At 43.5% G+C, this 16,964-nt stretch carries 13 protein-coding genes; all 13 read right to left on the bottom strand.

All coding sequences use genetic code 11. The features are described 5' to 3' along the window. Window positions 1-64: 64 nt before the first annotated feature. The 13 genes from QWZ17_RS00250 to QWZ17_RS00190 all read right to left on the bottom strand — a co-directional run bounded on the left by QWZ17_RS00250 (window position 65) and on the right by QWZ17_RS00190 (window position 16,909). Window positions 65-3,139, bottom strand: a complete 3,075-nt coding sequence (locus tag QWZ17_RS00250) for a PAS domain S-box protein (protein WP_290302795.1) — start codon at window positions 3,137-3,139, stop codon at window positions 65-67. A 109-nt stretch (window positions 3,140-3,248) separates the two neighbouring features. Further along, window positions 3,249-4,031, bottom strand: coding sequence for an NIPSNAP family protein (locus tag QWZ17_RS00245; RefSeq protein ID WP_290302794.1), 783 nt, complete (start codon window positions 4,029-4,031; stop codon window positions 3,249-3,251). Window positions 4,032-4,409: 378 nt separating this feature from the next. After that, window positions 4,410-5,180, bottom strand: a complete 771-nt coding sequence (locus QWZ17_RS00240; RefSeq protein WP_290302793.1) for a 3-keto-disaccharide hydrolase — start codon at window positions 5,178-5,180, stop codon at window positions 4,410-4,412. A gap of 16 nt (window positions 5,181-5,196) precedes the next feature. Continuing rightward, entirely contained in the window at window positions 5,197-6,072 is an 876-nt protein-coding gene (locus QWZ17_RS00235; RefSeq protein ID WP_290302791.1) for a sugar phosphate isomerase/epimerase family protein, read from the bottom strand. 50 nt (window positions 6,073-6,122) lie between these two features. Next, the gene (locus QWZ17_RS00230; protein WP_290302790.1) at window positions 6,123-7,019 is read right to left on the bottom strand and encodes a hydroxypyruvate isomerase family protein; all 897 of its coding nucleotides are present in this window, start codon (window positions 7,017-7,019) and stop codon (window positions 6,123-6,125) included. A gap of 2 nt (window positions 7,020-7,021) precedes the next feature. After that, window positions 7,022-8,266 carry a nucleoside permease gene (locus tag QWZ17_RS00225; protein ID WP_290302789.1) on the bottom strand — a complete coding sequence of 415 codons (1,245 nt, stop codon included), beginning with the start codon at window positions 8,264-8,266 and terminating at the stop codon, window positions 7,022-7,024. A gap of 30 nt (window positions 8,267-8,296) precedes the next feature. Continuing rightward, complete coding sequence (locus QWZ17_RS00220) at window positions 8,297-8,737, bottom strand: c-type cytochrome (protein ID WP_290302788.1); 441 nt, start codon at window positions 8,735-8,737, stop codon at window positions 8,297-8,299. Window positions 8,738-8,911: 174 nt separating this feature from the next. Then, window positions 8,912-10,165: an MFS transporter gene (locus QWZ17_RS00215; protein ID WP_290302787.1), complete on the bottom strand. Its 1,254-nt coding sequence runs from the start codon at window positions 10,163-10,165 to the stop codon at window positions 8,912-8,914. A 407-nt stretch (window positions 10,166-10,572) separates the two neighbouring features. Next, window positions 10,573-11,625, bottom strand: a complete 1,053-nt coding sequence (locus tag QWZ17_RS00210; protein ID WP_290302786.1) for a sugar phosphate isomerase/epimerase family protein — start codon at window positions 11,623-11,625, stop codon at window positions 10,573-10,575. Between the two features lie 9 nt (window positions 11,626-11,634). Next, the gene (locus QWZ17_RS00205; RefSeq protein ID WP_290302785.1) at window positions 11,635-12,789 is read right to left on the bottom strand and encodes a Gfo/Idh/MocA family protein; all 1,155 of its coding nucleotides are present in this window, start codon (window positions 12,787-12,789) and stop codon (window positions 11,635-11,637) included. 271 nt (window positions 12,790-13,060) lie between these two features. Further along, complete coding sequence (locus QWZ17_RS00200) at window positions 13,061-13,633, bottom strand: gluconate 2-dehydrogenase subunit 3 family protein (RefSeq protein WP_290302784.1); 573 nt, start codon at window positions 13,631-13,633, stop codon at window positions 13,061-13,063. Between the two features lie 143 nt (window positions 13,634-13,776). After that, window positions 13,777-15,207 (bottom strand): Gfo/Idh/MocA family protein, encoded by a 1,431-nt coding sequence (locus QWZ17_RS00195; RefSeq protein ID WP_290302783.1) that lies wholly within the window; start codon window positions 15,205-15,207, stop codon window positions 13,777-13,779. A gap of 22 nt (window positions 15,208-15,229) precedes the next feature. Continuing rightward, window positions 15,230-16,909, bottom strand: coding sequence for a GMC oxidoreductase (locus QWZ17_RS00190; RefSeq protein ID WP_290302782.1), 1,680 nt, complete (start codon window positions 16,907-16,909; stop codon window positions 15,230-15,232). Window positions 16,910-16,964 lie beyond the last annotated feature (55 nt).

Genomic DNA, 16,964 nt, shown 5'->3' with positions numbered 1-16,964 from the left:
TCCCTCCTCCACAAAAATCAAGCCTGTAATTGTAAAACCTACAATTAAATATCTGTTTAAAGTTTTAACCGTTAAAATTTTCGGGCTTTTGCACGGGGAGTGCAAAATAAAATATCGATCCTTTCCCCTCTTCACTATCTACCCAAATTCGGCCACCCTCGCGTTTAATGATCTCTGATGATATATACAAACCAAGCCCTAAACCAGGAAATGTATGTTGTTTTGCACCGCTTACACGATAAAACTGCTCAAAAACCTTCTGCTGCTTCGCTTTCGAAATCCCTATTCCAAAATCCTGAACGCTTACAAGCACTTCGTTATTGTTCAGTTTGGTATCAATAATAATATCTGCACTATGCGGCGAATATTTGATAGCATTACTAATCAGGTTAACCAGCACCTGGCTTATCCTTTCCCTATCTGCATACACTTGTCCTGTTTGCTGCATATTTTGGATAAGTGTATGTTTTTGTGTAGTGCGTTGTAAATCTTCGGCTACTTCGGCTATCAGCGCATTAAAGTCAAAAGTGGTGTAGTTAAACTGCAGCCTGCCCGAGTTTATTTTAGTAACATCCAATAAATCGGCAATCAGGCTGGTGAGGCGGTTAAGCTGAGCATCCATCTTCCTGATCATGCCGGCTTCCTGCGTATCGCCTTTTTTAGCCAGTATGCGTTCCAATACCTGGGTGTAGGCTTTTATACTGGTTACAGGTGTTTTTAATTCATGGCTGGCAATGCCTATAAACTCGTCTTTTTGCTGTTGCAGCAATTTTTGCTCGGTAATATCAATGGTAACACCAACCATAATGGTGGCCTTGTTGTGCTCGTTATAACGTGCCTTTCCGCTGGCATTTATCCAGTGGATAGATTCATCGGGCCAGGTTACCTGGTACTCCGCATTATAAACACCACGCTCGCTTATTGCCGCGGCAACGCGTTTTTGCACCACGTCGCGGTATTCGGGTAACATAACTGCAAGCAGGTCGTTAAAATTAAAAACAGCATCCGGGTTAAGGCCATAGTTGGCTTTACATTGCGGGGTGCAAATCATAAGTCCTGTATCTAAATCCAGTTCGTACGATCCTAAACGGCCGGCTTCCAAAGCTATTTCAAGGCTCTGATTAATTTTAACCAGTTCTTCGCGGGCTTTTTTACGCTCGGTTATATCGCGGGCGATGGCAAAAAGATGGGGCTTATCGCCCAATACCAGGCTTACCATGTTGATCTCTACCGGGTAAACAGATCCGTTTCGCCTACGATACAGCGTTTCATGGGGCGGAATATTTTGCTCCTGCGCCCGGTTAAATGCTATCGCAAAAGTTTCGGCATTAAAATATACATCTACATTGCTTATACGCAAACCAAGCGCTTCCGCTTCATTATATCCCCATTCATCCAACGCTACATTATTAACGTAAGCGAAGGCCCCATCCTCCCGCATCAGCACAAATATATCCGATGCATTATCGGCCATAAACTGAAAACGCTTCAGTTCGGCTTCGGCATCTTTTTGCCGGGTAATATCAATAGCAGTACCTAATAAGCGTATCGGCTTGTTTTGTTCGTCAAAATACATCTGCCCTTCAGATTGCACCCAATGCATGCTCCCATCCAACCAAATTACCCTGCTTACATGAAAAAAATGACCGGTTTTGTAAGCTTTTTCAAAAGCCTTTAAACGACCATCATTATCATCCGCATGGATGCGCGAACTATAAATGCTCCGTGGGCTTCCATGTTCTACATCAAAAATGGCATCAAACCGCGGCGATGTAAAAAGTTCGCCAGTCAGCATATTTAAATCATAAGTACCCATTTCGGCAGCATCAACAGCCAGCCGGGCGCGCTCTTCGGCATCCAGGATTTTTTGTTTAGCTATCACCTGGTCGGTAACTTCAGAAGCTACCGCTATAATACCGGTTATTCCATTAGCGCCCTTTAAAGCCTCGTACACAAAATTCACATAGGTTTTTTCAACCTTTCCGTTCCGTGGTAAGTAAACTACCCTTTCGGTAGCTACAAATTTTTCGCCCGTGGTGTAAACATGGTCAAGCAAAGCCTCCAGGCCCTGGCCTTTTGCCTCGGGCAAGCCTTCAAAAATAGGTTTCCCAAGTGTTTCTTCAGCGGTTTTACCCCAAAGTTCAAATACGGGGGCATTAGCAATTTCCACAATATATTGCGGTCCTTTAAAAACCGCTATTGATACAGGTGCCTGTAAAATAAGCGACCGAAAATTCTCTTCGCTTTCCATCAATTCACGACGGGCAATTACAGCATCGGTTATATCTTCTAAAGTTCCGTTAAGCCGGGTGGCTATCCCATCTTCATTAAAAAGTGCCTTGCCCCTTGCCCTTACAATTCGGTGCTGTTGGGTATGCGGATGCACAATCGTATATTCAATATCATATTTACCGCCCGATGCTGTCTGTAAGGCAGCCTGTATAGCTGCGGCTACCCTGTCCCTATCATCGGTATGCATTACATTAATAGCCAGCGAAAGATCTATCTCTTCTTCGGGTTTAAGCCCGAACCAGCTTTTCAACCTGTTATTACCAATAAATTTGTTGGTTTGCGGATTAAGATCCCAGGTGCCTAATTCGGCTGCATCTATGGCAAATTCCAGTTCGGTTTTGCTCTCTATAAGCTTATTTAGCGTGAGTACTTTATCAGTTGTTTCAGTACAGGTTACAAAAACGCCCGCCGGATTACCGGTTTCATCGTTAACAGGGCTGTAACTAAAGGTCCAGTAAACATCTTCCATTTTACCGTTGCGGTAAATTGGCAACAACTGGTCTTCGCTCCAGGTGGCTTCACCTCCGCTTAAAACCTGGTCTATCAGCGGCTTTATAAACTCCCATATTTCAGGCCAGCACTCGGCGCCGGGTTGCCCCAATGCTGTAGGGTGCTTACCGTTATTGCCTAAACTTGGGCGGTAAGCATCATTATAAAAGCAAAATGATTGCGGTCCCCAAAATAAAAACATGGGGAATTTTGAGTTTAAAACAATACTAAGGGTTGTGCGCAAACTTTGCGGCCAGGTATCCGGTGCACCTAAAGGAGAGGCCGACCAGTCATGGGCCCTCATCAAAGCCCCCATCTCGCCTCCGCCCCGTAAAAAGTTTTGATTATTTTGCTGCATCAACCGGTATCATATTAATTTAAAGCTATGCATCTAAAATAGATTTTTTGCAATAAATTAATTAAATTTCTAAAAACTAAAGTTACAACCTAATGGCATGTAATTTGTTTTAGTAATCAGAGTAGTCGGTTGGGAAAAGGAAAAAGATATCTACATGCGAAACATTGTTCTGATACTCTGCCTTGGCCGATAAGCTTTTCCAATAAGCGTCTTTACCAAAAGTATCCCAGTGTTTATCCCTATCATCCTTACTGTTAAAAGTGGTCATGTACATCAGGTTGGGCATATGCGACCCTGATATCACTTCAGAGTAAAAAACAGCATTAAAGCCCAGGCGTTTAAATAAACCTATCTCATCGCCATCGTTAAACATACGCACTTTATTGTAATTATATTTTTCGGTGGCGCTTTCGTAACTACGTAATTCGTATACACGTTCGGCTTTGGGGGCGGTAAGTTGCGGCACTTCTGGTGCCGGCATGCCTGGGAAAGCATGTAATATTAAAGTTTCCATACGGGTGTACGGCGCATCTTTGTAATTGGCATTAAGATAATCTTCGCCATCGGCAAAATATTTGGTATCGGCCTGTAGCTTTTTATCAACGCTGGTCCATTTATCTAATGATGTAAAAGGTGTGTATACGTAAATGCGCATATCGGCAGTATCCTGCTTTACCGGTTTAAATACGCCAACGTTGGGGATACCCGCGCGATGCAAGGCAGGCAGATAAGCATCTTTAAGGTAACGCTCTATTTTACCTTCCTGGTCGTAGGTTTTATAGTGATAAATTTTAAGCTCGTAATAATACCTTTTAGGCGATGCCGAAAGGTTTAATGTAAACAGCATAAAGCTTAAAAACAATGTGATTAACCAGGTAGGTGCGTTTTTCATGGTGGCTTAAAATTTTGTAAATATAATTTCAAATCCTGTAATTTCCCGGCAGTTTATCAGAGAAATCAATTTTAAAATTAGCTTGTTGTTTTTGGCTAAAGCCATCTCATCTATTATTTCGATTCCGCCCCATAAATGGGACGGCAATGAATTTTGAATTTCTTGTGAAATCGGTATTCAGATCATTGCCGTTTGGCTTCAGCCAACGGATTACAGCAACAGCAAAAAATGGCTTTAGCCGAATCCACTAATTGATTTTTTGGAATTGATGCGGCATGATACTTTGTACCGTATTTAAAAACCTTAGGGAATTTCATCAATAAAAAAGCGCCGTTACTGGTTTGCAACGGCGCTTTCAAATATCAAAAAGAACTTATATTACAACTCCCTTACCCAAATGTTACGGAAGCTAAGCGGTTCGCTTTTATCACCGTGGGCTTGTAATTTAATTGGCGATGGACCATGTGCCTTACCTTCGTAAGATGGTTTGCCAATGTATTGGGTTGGGCCAAGCAACTCAAAGTTATTCTCAACCAATACACCGTTAAAAAATACTGTAGCACGGGCTGCTGATTTTAATGTACCATCCTGGTTAAATACCGGGGCAGTCCAAACTACGTCATATACGTTCCACTCACCTGGTTTGCGGCCTGGGTTTGCCAACGGAATCACTTGTTTGTACAAGCTGCCAGCCATACCGTTTACATAGGTTTTGTTATTGTATGAATCTAAAACCTGTAATTCGTAGCCAGCATCGCCTTTACCTATCGATGCTAAAAATACACCACTGTTACCACGGGCCTGGCCACTGCCGGTAATAGATGCAGGTACGCGCCACTCCAGGTGTAACTGGTAATTGGTAAATTTTTGTTTGGTTTCAATGTTGCCTGTAGCTTTATTTACGGTAAGGATATCGCCTTTTACCAGCCATTTAGCAGGTGTTTGGGTTTCAACATCTACCCATTGGTCAAGGCCTTTGCCATCAAATAGAATAATAGCATCAGATGGGGCATCGCCCAATACTTTACCTGGTACAACTGCTTTGGGGATTGGGTCCCAAATTTCGGTATCCTCTGGTTTGGCATTTTGCGCGTTAGCTGCAAAAAAACTGCCTACCAATAGCGTAGTTAATATAATTGAATATTTCATCTTATAATTGGTTTTGTTAGATGTGAAGTGTATTTTTTAAATAAGCAGCACTTTTAGCAATGCTTACATAAGGATCAATATTGGTGTAGTTTTCCTGCTCAACAATAAAATGTTCAACACCACCCAACTTGGCTTTGCTTAAAATTTTAACAAAGTCAATATCGCCGGTACCTATTTCGGTATTCAGGTTAGGATTGGTTTTATCCCTATCCTTAATATGCACAAATTTGAAACGACCGGGATGCTTTTCAAAAATAGCAATCGGGTCCTGGCCGGCACGTACTACCCAATACAGGTCCATTTCCATGTTAACCAATTTAGGATCGGTGTTGCCTAATACCACATCGTAAAAAGAGGTATCGCCCACCGGTGCCCACTCAAAGTTATGATTATGGTAACCTAATTTTAAACCAGCTGTTTTGCAAATTTCGGCTGCCTTGTTCATTCTATCAGCAACGTGTTTGCAATCGTCGACCGTTTTAATGAGATTATGGTTAAGGCTTGGGATAATAATATAGGTTTGGCCAATGGTGTTGGCTACTTCCATATACATATTAAGCTCTTCGGTTTTGCCTTCACCTAAAAAAGAATCGATACCGTAATGGCCGCTCGGGCTGTTCAGGCCGTTATCTTTCAATAGCTTACCAAAGTCTTTACTTTGCAGGCCCCAGTAACCGTGTTCTTTACTGTAGCCAAAGGTTTCAACCTCTTTGTACCCCGCTTTAGCAACTTTGCCAATTACACCTTTTACATCGGCAGGTAACTGATCGCGTAAGCTATACAATTGTAAGCCCGCGCCGTTTTTTTCTTTTGCCGATAGTAATTGTGGTGCCAGCATAACGCCTGCCGAAAGCAGACCGGCCTGTGCTAAAAATGTTCTCCTGGTTGTCATGTATTTCTGTTTAGTTAGTGTAGTGTTAGATGGTGTTTGCCCCCAAAGGTTTAAACATCACAAATGTGTACCGCTTTGCGTAACGACGCGATGTGATCTGGTTGCTTCGGGATAAACTCCTGCGCAACAAAACCTTTGTGACCGGTTGCCACAATTGCTTTCATAATAGCCGGATAGTAAAGCTCCTGGCTGTCATCAATCTCATTACGGCCCGGCACACCACCTGTATGGTAATGGTTAATGTATTGGTTATAAGCGCGGATATTGCGGATCACGTCGCCTTCATCTATCTGCATGTGGTAAATATCAAACAACAGTTTAAAATGTTCGGAGCCTAACCTTTTACAAAGCTCAGCACCCCACTCTACCCTATCGCATTGGTAATCTTTATGATCTATTTTGCTGTTGAGTAATTCCATCACCAGTACAACACCGTGCTTTTCGGCAAGCTCAACCATTGGTTTAAGGCCTTCAACACAGTTATTCCAACCGGTTTCATTATCCTTACCACGGCGGCTGCCGCTAAAGCAGATCAGATTTTTATACCCCGCGGCAGCAACTTTAGGGATCATCTCGCTATAGTTTTTGTGCAGCTGGGCATGAAATTCTTTATCACCGAAACCATCGGTCAAATTAATTTCGGCACCGTTACACATGGATGAGTACAGGCCATACTTTTTTAACGTAGGCCAATCAGCCGGGCCAACCAGGTCGATCCCTTTTATGCCGATACCTTTCGCGGCAATACACAGCTGCTCAACCGAAATATCGCCATAACACCAGCGGCAAACGGCGTGGTTAATATTACCTTTAAGCGAATCGGCTGTCATGTTTTTTTCTTTGTTTTCGGTAGCAGTAAATGAAGATAATACGCCCGACGCGCCAACGGCGGCCGTACCCGCGATCATGCTTTTAATAGCCGAACGCCTGTTTTGATTTGATGACATGGTTATATTTTTGTTTGAGCAGAAGGTTCTTCAATATCCAAACCTGGCTTGGTAGCCATGTTTGTATCTTTAAAAAATAACAAGAAAAATATCAACACCACAGCAGCAATACCGGCTGGTATTAACCAAATGGTTTTCCAATCGTGACCTGTACCTACTACATGTGCATCCACTATCGGGCCCGAAATATAAGAGCCAATAAGCATGCCCACACCATAAGTTGCCAAAGTGATAAAGCCCTGAGCAGCACTCTTGAAGCGTTCGCCCGCTAAATTATCGGTGTAAATTTGCCCGGTAACAAAGAAGAAATCGTAACAGATACCGTGCATTACTATACCTGCAATCAGCATCCAATAGTTGCCGCCTACATCGCCAAAGGCAAAAAGAATATAGCGTAATACCCAGGCCAACATACCAACAGCAAGCATTTTTTTAACGCCTAAGCGTACAAAAAACAAAGGCATCAGTGCCATGAATAAAAATTCGGACATCTGCCCCATCGATTGTTTACCCGCGGCGGCTGTTACACCTACTTCATTCAGGAAAGGATTGGTAAAATTGTAGTAAAATGCAAGCGGTACGCAAATGGCAACCGATGCCAGGAAAAAGGTAAGGTAAGATCTGTTTTTTAGCAGACCAATTGAATCCAACCCAATAATCTCGCCAAATGTAGTTTTCTGACCTTTTTTTACCGGAGGAGTATCTGGCAAGGTAAAGCTTAACAATCCTAAAATAAGTGAAGCTACTGATGCCATTTTAAACGTTAACACCAATGAGCCCGATTTTTCCCAGCCAAGAAAGCCAATAACTATACCGGCAATTATCCATCCTAAAGTACCGAATACGCGAATTGGCGGAAACTCCTTACTTGGATTTTTCATCTGTTTAAATGATACCGAATTTACAAGAGCCAACGTTGGCATGTAAATGATCATATAAAACAAAATATTAGGATAAAATTTATCAAAATCGGCAATCGTAGTCGCGTAAAAAAGTGAAGCCGCCCCAATTAAATGCAGTACACCTAATATTTTTTGAGCCGAAAAGTATTTATCAGCAATAAGGCCAATAATGAAAGGTGCAATTATAGCCCCAAATGATTGTGTTGCGTACGCCCCTGCATTTTGCGTTCCTGTAGCTTTTAATGTTACGGTGAGGTAAGTACCCATAGTTACAAACCACGCTCCCCAGATAAAAAATTCCAGGAACATCATTACAGAAAGCTTTGCCCTTATTCCAACGGTCATATTTGTTTTATTAGATGAATTTATTTGCGCTTATTTCTTTAAAGAAAGGATGTATTTTACAATTTCTTTAGCATCAGCCTCGGCCAGGCCAGGGTGAGCTGTCATGGCCATAGTACCCCAGTTGCCGCTGCCACCTGCAATTACTTTTTTAGCAAGCATATCAATGTTGGCTTCAGAAGCATCATATTTTTTGGCGATGTCCTGGAATGCAGGGCCAATAACTTTAGTATCTACCTTGTGGCAGGTACCGCAATCATTTGCTGCCAATAATTTCTCGCCTGCTGCTGATCCTGCAGAACCACCTGCTGCTTCGGTACCGGTTTTGGTAGCGTTGGTATCAGCATCAGAATTGGTTGCTTTTGCGGTTTGGTTTGCCGCATCGGTGCTATCGCTGCCACCTTTGCTGCCTGCCGAACCACCGCAAGCTGATAATACTGCACACATGCCAAGAATAAAAAATGCCTTTTTCATAGTAATAAATTTTTCTTTTTTCCGGAGGTTAACCGGGTTAATGTTGGTTGATTTCAATAAAACCCATCAAAACACAGCCTGTTTTGGTTACTGCTTTAATGGATGATACTGTTTTTTAGTTGTTTTGTTAATTGTGGCGAAAAATACAATTTTATTCTAAAAAAAACAGCCTTTTTATACCACCGCAGCGGTTAAAGGGGCTGTTTTTTTCTGAGTGCGCATGTAAAGCACCAAACCTGTAAATGCTACTATTAGTCCCAATGGTATCATTAGGGTAAAATGTAATACATCCGGCCCGGCAAGGCTTTTGGCTTGCTCCAATGCTTTAGCCGGATCTGTACCCGCCGGTAAGCCGGCCATTTTTGCCGCTACAATTTTATCATAGTATTTACCCATGATCACCGTCCACACAGAAACAGCGAACATACCGGCGCCGCCCATTAAGTTGATGCCCAAAGCGCCGGATTTAGGGATGTTTTCTGATACAAAGCCCAGCATGGTTGGCCAAAAGAAACATACGCCCATACCAAATATAATGGCTGCTAAAAAGATAATATCGCCATGTAAAGTGCTCAGCATGTATAAGCCTAAAGCCGCAACGATGGTAGACATTAAAATTACTACCTGCGGCGAGAATAGCTTTAAAATTGGTTTGGCAAATCCCCTGCCCAATACCATTACGCCGGTTTCTAAGGTTAATAGCAACAGGGCGTTATCGGTAACGTTTTTCAATAACACATCAATCCACTGGCCGGTAAACAACTCGGTAATTGCCGTGCCGAACATGCAAATGAACATGAAGATAAATAGTGGCGATAACACCGCTTTGTACATACCCGCTGTTGACACACCTGATGCCACACGCTCGGTAACCGGGAAATCCAGTTTTGAGAACAGGTAGCCGTAAATAACCGTAGGGATAAGCATTACACCAACCTGTACCTGCCAGTTTAAACCTATCATTTTAAACAGAGTTACTATGAGCGTGCCTATAACAATACCACCCGGAAACCATAAGTGAAAGTGACTCAATTTGGTGGTTTTATTTTCGGTATATAAAGAAGTTACCAGCGGGTTACACGCTGCCTCGACCGTGCCGTTGGCAATGCCTATGGTTAGGGTGGAGATAAATAAGGTCCAATACCCGGTTGCAAATACGGTGAGTAAAATGCCTACCAGGTGAAATAAAAATGCCAGTAACAGCAGGCGTTTCATGCCTATAATATCTACTATTATGCCACCGATAACTACGGCCAGCGGAAATCCCCAGAAAGCGGTTGCCGTTATGGTTCCTAACTGACTGGCGTTCAATTGAAATTTAACACCAAGATCGCCAAGGATGCCGGCACGGATGCCGAATGATAATGAGGTTACCAGCAGTGATAAACAACTGGCCCTGAAGAGCTGCGCTCTATTAATGGTTTGCATTTAAGTTTAATTAGGTTATGGTAATAATTGGTTAATTGGCGTTTTAAAAAATTTACCGGTTGTCATGCCGAACTTGTTTCAGCAACCCATAAGCAAGGCCCATCCTGCTTGTGGTACAATTAGCACGTGAGGTCCCGAAACAAGTTCGGGATGACTTCTTTATTACATTACGTCATTGCGAGGAACGGTCGCTTTTAAAATCCCCTCTTGAGAGGGGGCGCGACGGCATGAGCAATGGCAGGGGTGTGTTTAGCCCGCGTACTATACGCATGCATAACACACCCCTCCGCCCCTCTCAAGAGGGGATTCGCACAAGCCCTCGCTTTTCCGCATCATCATCACATTCAAATATCATGACGCAAATCCAGACTTACGAAGTTTTGAAAACTTCGTAAGTCTCAAATCTTTTATATCCCCAGCGTTTTCCTGTTCAGCACATCATCGGCACCAGATGCGGCAAAATCGTCGAACGCGCGTTCGGTTACACGGATGATGTGATCCTTGATGAACGCTGCACCTTCGCGGGCACCGTCTTCAGGGTGTTTAAGCGCGCATTCCCATTCCAGCACGGCCCATCCGGGGAAATCGTATTGCGTTAACTTACTAAATATCTGTTTAAAATCAACCTGTCCGTCGCCCAATGAACGGAAACGGCCGGCACGATCAACCCAGTTTTGGTAACCGCCGTAAACACCTTGTCGGCCTGTAGGGTTAAATTCGGCATCTTTCACGTGCATCATTTTAATGCGCTCGTGGTAAATGTCAATGTACTCCAAGTAATCAAGGCATTGCAGTATAAAGTGCGATGGATCATACAGCAGGTTGGCACGTTTGTGGCCATTCACCTTATCTAAAAACATTTCGAAAGTAATACCGTCATGCAAATCTTCACCGGCGTGTATTTCATAGCAAAGGTCGATGCCGTTTTCTTCGTAAACATCTAAAATTGGTGTCCAGCGTTTAGCTAATTCATCAAACGCAGTGTCAACAATACCGGCAGGGCGTTGCGGCCATGGGTAAAGCATTGGCCAAAGCAGCGCGCCGCTAAAAGTTACCGACGCCTGTAAACCTAAATTTTTAGATGCCTGTGCCGCATACTTCAATTGTTGTACAGCCCATTTTTGCCTCTCGGCAGGATTTTTACGCAGTTTCTCGGGCGCAAAGCCGTCAAAAAGCTCGTCATAAACGGGGTTTACCGCTACCAGTTGACCTTGCAGGTGTGTGGATAGTTCGGTAATTTCCAGGCCATGGCTGTTTACAATGCCTTTTACCTCATCGGCGTAAGTTTTGCTTTCGGCAGCTTTTTGCAGATCGATAAAACGGTCATCCAATGTTGGCAGCTGTACGCCTTTGTAGCCCAAATCAGCAGCCCATTTACAAATGTTATCCAGGCTATTAAACGGGGCGGCATCGCCAATAAATTGGGCTATAAATATTGCAGGTCCTTTAATGGTTTTCATAGTTTTTTGTTAGATGGTAAACTCCGTCCACTTTTTATCTGATTTGCCAGATGCAATCACGTTTTCAATAAAGGCCATACCACGTACGCCTTCTTGTATGCCCGGGTAATCCTGCTCTTCGGCAGTTGCTTCACGGCCTTCCAAACCGGCTTTAACCGTTAAAGCGAAATTGCGGTACAGGTTGGCAAAAGCCTCCAGGTAACCTTCGGGATGTCCGGCCGGTGTACGTGTATTATGCTGCGCGAAAGTGCTGGTATAACCACCACCTGCACGCCATATTTCCGTAGGTTTATCGGTATACATTAGAGTTAATGAGTTGGCATCGCTCTGGTGCCATTCCAATCCGCCTTTTTCACCGTATACCCTAATTTTTACATTATTTTCCTCGCCGGCAGCAATCTGGGTGGCGGTAAGTACGCCGCTTGCGCCGTTATTGAATTTCAGCAAAGCAGCACCGTCGTCGTCCAGCTTGCGGCCCGGAACAACAACATTGATATCGGCACAAATTTGGGTTACTTCCAAACCGGTAACATATTCGGCCAGGTTAAAAGCGTGGGTGCCGATATCGCCCATAGCACCTGCGATGCCGCTTTTACCCGGATCTGTGCGCCATGAGGCTTGCTTGTTGTTATCGTCGCCCTCTAAAAAGCTGCTTAACCAGCCTTGCGGATACTCTACATAAACTTTACGGATGGCACCTAATTTACCGGCTTTGATAAGCTGTTTAGCTTCCTTAACCATTGGGTAACCCGTGTAGGTATGGGTTAAGCAAAATAGCTTACCACTTGCCGCTACTACTTTTTCCAGTTCTTTAGCCTCGGCCAAAGAGAAAGTCATGGGTTTATCTAAAATCACGTGGAAACCGTTTTCTAAAGCGGCCTTTGATGGATCAAAATGAACGTGGTTTGGTGTTACAATGCTGATAACCTGCACACGCTGATCTTCGGGCAGTTGTTTTTCTTTTTCGATGAGTTCGGTGTACGAGGTATAAACCCTATCTGCAGGTAAACCCAACAATACACCGCTTGCTTTTGATTTTTCGGCATTGCTGCTAAAGGCGCCGCAAACCAATTCATATTCGCCATCAATACGTGCGGCAATCCTGTGTACAGCGCCAATAAAAGCACCCTGACCGCCGCCGATCATTCCTAATCTTAATTTCATTGTTGTTGTTTTGTTGAGTTGGATTGGGTTGAGTAAGTTAGATTGAGTTGATTAGGTTGGATTGAGTTGATTAGTTAAATTAGATTACAATCGATTGAGTGAGGTAAATTTGATGATTTGAGTCGATTTTTCAAAACATTGCTGTTTATTATTTTTTCAACCAAACAAACCACCTATCTAACTTCTTCAATCCGCTTCAACCTAATACAACTTAATCAACCCAGTCCAACCTAATCAACTCAATCCAACTTACTCAACCACAAACCAATATTTAGGTCGCCCAGGCTTTGTCGCCTTTTTTGTATGGGAAGTTACCATCGTATTTACCCGGTACCGCAATGTAGCGTAAGGCCTGAGTAGCACCCGGTTTTGAAGTGAAGAAACCTAAAAGGGTTAATTCCTTCATCATCCGGAAGTAATGGTTAGGATCTTCGGGCTTTTTAGTTTTAGTGTAAGCTTTTTGCTCTGCATCCAAATCGGTTAACAGCTCGGTGCGTTGTTTTGCATCGGCATCCATGAATTTTTTACCAAACTTTTTGTTGCTGGCCTCGTCCAAATCAGAGATACCTTTTAAAAATATCTTCTGATCGGCTTCAGTATAGCAATCGCTTACCATAACACCCATAAACTTACCAATTTCGGCAGCTTTCGCGCCCGGTGTGGTAGTAGCAGGTAAAATGGTTTCGCCTACCTCATCAAGGAAGGCTACAATTTCTGGTTTGGTTAAATCGGCCACACCCGAAGCAGATGTTGATGATTTACAGCCCGACATGAAAAACTCGGCTCCTATCACCGTGCCCCCCAGTATCAAACCAACCCTGGTTATCGCGTCTCTTCTATTCATTTTTTAATTATTGATTTATTGAATTAATGAGTTATTGAATTTTTACTTTCCGATATAATCGAATTATGAAGTTTAGATTATTGATTGGCGAATGCAGTATTCCCCAATCAATAATTCAATAACTCAATAATTCAATAATTAAACTACGCTTTCAGCTCAAAGCCTTCGCGGTAGTTGCGTTTGATGTATTTGTTTACTTCATCAAAGTTGGTAACCTTCATCAGTTTGTTATCCCAAACCAATTTAATGCGACCACCGTTCAATTCATGACCGCGTACTGCAAGGTTTGCCATTAACAATGCCTCGGTAAGCGGACCAGCCTTGTCAAATGACGAGCTTAACTCTGTTTTACCGTAACCTGCAATACAACCTTCAACCCATTGCGCGTAGTGGCCATTGGCACCACCTGGTACACGTGCCCATTTCTGAGGCGCTTTTGCATCTTTAGTAAGTGCTTTTGGCAATAAAGTTGGCGCATCAGAATAAGTGCTTGCATACATTTTTCCTTTGGTACCAATAAATAAAGTTCCGTTACCTTCTTCGCCGCCAAATTCTTCGTTAGCTAATAATTCTGCCGGTCTTTCGGGCTGTATACCACCGTCCATCCAGTGCAGGGTAATATCACCTTTGGTTTTATCGGTTTTAGGGAACGTTAATGTGATGTGGCTTGACGGAGGGCAGCTTTCAGGGAAGTGACCTTCTTTAAACTCATCAACATACACACTGCCAACACTGGCTTGTACATCTTTAGCATATTGAATACCCAATACTCTAAACGGTGCTTCAACAAGGTGACAGCCCATATCGCCTAAAGCGCCGGTTCCGTAATCCCACCATCCGCGCCAGTTAAACGGCACTAATTTATCTACATAATCTTTTTTAGGCGCAGTACCTAGCCACAGATCCCAATCCAGTTCTTTCGGAATGTTTGGATCTGGCGCCGGCCATTTAATACCTTGCGGCCATACCGGGCGGTTTGTCCAGCAGTATACGGTATGTACATCACCAATTAAATCAGCATCGTACCATTCAGACATTAAACGGGTACCATCATTTGATGATCCCTGGTTGCCCATCTGTGTAACTACTTTGAATTTTTTGGCAGCCTCGGTTAATAAACGTGCTTCCCAAATATCATGCGTCATGGGTTTTTGCACGTAAACGTGCTTGCCCATCTTCATGGCGTTGTAAGCAATGATAGCGTGGTTATGATCTGGCGTTGATACAGATACGGCATCAAAGTTTTTATGCTCTTTATCGTACATCTCGCGCCAATCTTTGTAATATTTGGCTTTAGGGAAGCTCGCCCTTGATTTGGCTGCCCTCCTATCGTCAACATCACATAAAAACGCGATGTTGGCTTTACCGCTTTTAGCAAAATTGGCGATATCACTTTCGCCTTTACCGCCGGCACCAATACCTGCTACATTCAGCATATCGCTTGGGGCCGTGTAGCCCTTACCGCCCAATACAAAGCGCGGAACGATCATGAAACCCGCAGCAGCTACGGTAGTGGTTTTAAGAAACTCCCGCCTTGATGTGTCGGCAGTAGTTTTATCTTTTTCTTCAGACATAGGTAGTTTGTTTGTTATGGAATTAGATTTCGTTTTTCTTTAAAGCTTCAACAGCATGGTTAGCGGCCCGTGCCGTTAATGCCATATAAGTAAGTGAAGGGTTTTGACATGCTGCAGATGTCATGGCCGAACCATCGGTAACAAATACGTTTTTGGCATCCCAAACCTGGTTCCACTCGTTTAGTACAGATGTTTTTGGATCGCGACCCATACGTGCGGTACCCATCTCATGAATACCACGACCAAGGAACGGATTTTCGCTATGGGTTTTTACGTCCTTAACGCCTGCTGCTTCCAGCATCGCTTTCGCTTCGCTTTCCATGGCTATACGCATTTTTTTCTCGTTGTCTTTCAACTCCGCGTCGATAGCTACAACCGGTAGTCCCCATTTATCTTTTTTTGTTTTATCAATGGTTACCTTGTTATCGTGGTAAGGCAGGGTTTCGCCAAAGCCACCCATACCTACCTGCCATGAACCTGGTTCTGTAAGGGCGTCTTTAAACGCGCCTCCTACACTTAGTTCGGCAATATCACGGCTCCAACCCTCGCGGCTTGCACCACCCTGGTAACCAAAACCACGGATAAAGTCGCGTTTATCGTTCCCTAAGTTGGCAAAACGCGGGATATAGAAACCATTAGCCCTGCGGCCGAAATAATATTTATCTTCAAAACCTTCATAACGGCCAGATGCGCCAACACCTAAGTGGTGATCCATCAGGTTATGACCAAGTTCGCCGCTGCTGCTGCCCAAGCCGCCTTCCCAAACATCAGTTGCCGAGTTCATCAGAATCCAGGCCGAGTTGATGGTTGACGCGTTTACGAATACGATTTTAGCAAAGTACTCGTACGTTTGGTTGGTTTCGGCATCTAATACTTCAACACCTTTAGCTTTTTTAGTATCCTTATCGTACAGAATTTTAGTTACGATAGACCATGGGCGAACGGTTAAGTTACCTGTAGCCATGGCCGCCGGTAATGTAGCCGATTGTGTACTGAAGTAAGCACCAAACGGACAGCCCAACCAGCATTTGTTACGGTACTGGCAATTAGTACGGTTATTATGCGGCACAGTGATATTAGCGGTACGACCGATGATCATATCACGTGCTTCTTTATAATGATCTTTTAAGCGTTTGGCAACATCTTTTTCAACCACGTTCATCGCCATTGGCGGCATAAAATCGCCATCGGGCAAAATAGCCAAACCATCTTTGTTACCAGATATGCCTGCAAACTTTTCGGCATAGCTATACCATGGCGCGATGTCTTTATAACGGATAGGCCAGTCAACCGCGATACCATCTTTAAGGTTGGCTTCAAAATCAACATCGGCCCAGCGGTATGATTGCCTGCCCCACATTAATGAGCGCCCCCCAACGTGGTAACCACGAAACCAATCAAACCTTTTTACTTCGGTATAAGGGCTTTCTTTATCGCTGGCCCAGTAATCAAGGTTTACCTCGTTAAGCGGATAATCGCGCTTTAAAACCGGGTAATCATCAATCATTTTTTGGGTACGGCCACCCCTGTGCGGAAATTCCCAGGGATCTTTATTGGCGTTTACATAATCTTTAATGTGCTCGATGTTACGACCGCGCTCCAGCATAATGGTTTTTAAACCTTTTTCTGTTAGTTCTTTGGCAGCCCACCCGCCTGAAATTCCTGAGCCAATGACTATTGCGTCATAAGTGTTTGCAGACATACAATTATATTAGGGTTTTAAAATTTTGTTTACTACTTGGTTTGTTAAATGTATG

It is taken from the genome of Mucilaginibacter flavus (assembly GCF_030409315.1).
GTDB classification, from domain to species: Bacteria; Bacteroidota; Bacteroidia; order Sphingobacteriales; family Sphingobacteriaceae; genus Mucilaginibacter; species Mucilaginibacter flavus.
The sequence above is the reverse complement of the archived record's forward strand: the minus strand, read 5'-3'. Positions and strand labels throughout refer to the sequence as shown.

Excerpts from the sequence above, each read along its gene's own strand:
- QWZ17_RS00240 (WP_290302793.1), bottom strand. The coding sequence starts at position 5,180 with ATGAAATATTCAATTATATTAACTACGCTATTGGTAGGCAGTTTTTTT.
- QWZ17_RS00195 (WP_290302783.1), bottom strand. The coding sequence starts at position 15,207 with ATGTCTGAAGAAAAAGATAAAACTACTGCCGACACATCAAGGCGGGAG.
- QWZ17_RS00250 (WP_290302795.1), bottom strand. The coding sequence starts at position 3,139 with ATGCAGCAAAATAATCAAAACTTTTTACGGGGCGGAGGCGAGATGGGG.
- QWZ17_RS00225 (WP_290302789.1), bottom strand. The coding sequence starts at position 8,266 with ATGACCGTTGGAATAAGGGCAAAGCTTTCTGTAATGATGTTCCTGGAA.
- QWZ17_RS00200 (WP_290302784.1), bottom strand. The coding sequence starts at position 13,633 with ATGAATAGAAGAGACGCGATAACCAGGGTTGGTTTGATACTGGGGGGC.
- QWZ17_RS00190 (WP_290302782.1), bottom strand. The coding sequence starts at position 16,909 with ATGTCTGCAAACACTTATGACGCAATAGTCATTGGCTCAGGAATTTCA.
- QWZ17_RS00205 (WP_290302785.1), bottom strand. The coding sequence starts at position 12,789 with ATGAAATTAAGATTAGGAATGATCGGCGGCGGTCAGGGTGCTTTTATT.
- QWZ17_RS00245 (WP_290302794.1), bottom strand. The coding sequence starts at position 4,031 with ATGAAAAACGCACCTACCTGGTTAATCACATTGTTTTTAAGCTTTATG.
- QWZ17_RS00220 (WP_290302788.1), bottom strand. The coding sequence starts at position 8,737 with ATGAAAAAGGCATTTTTTATTCTTGGCATGTGTGCAGTATTATCAGCT.
- QWZ17_RS00230 (WP_290302790.1), bottom strand. The coding sequence starts at position 7,019 with ATGTCATCAAATCAAAACAGGCGTTCGGCTATTAAAAGCATGATCGCG.
- QWZ17_RS00235 (WP_290302791.1), bottom strand. The coding sequence starts at position 6,072 with ATGACAACCAGGAGAACATTTTTAGCACAGGCCGGTCTGCTTTCGGCA.
- QWZ17_RS00215 (WP_290302787.1), bottom strand. The coding sequence starts at position 10,165 with ATGCAAACCATTAATAGAGCGCAGCTCTTCAGGGCCAGTTGTTTATCA.
- QWZ17_RS00210 (WP_290302786.1), bottom strand. The coding sequence starts at position 11,625 with ATGAAAACCATTAAAGGACCTGCAATATTTATAGCCCAATTTATTGGC.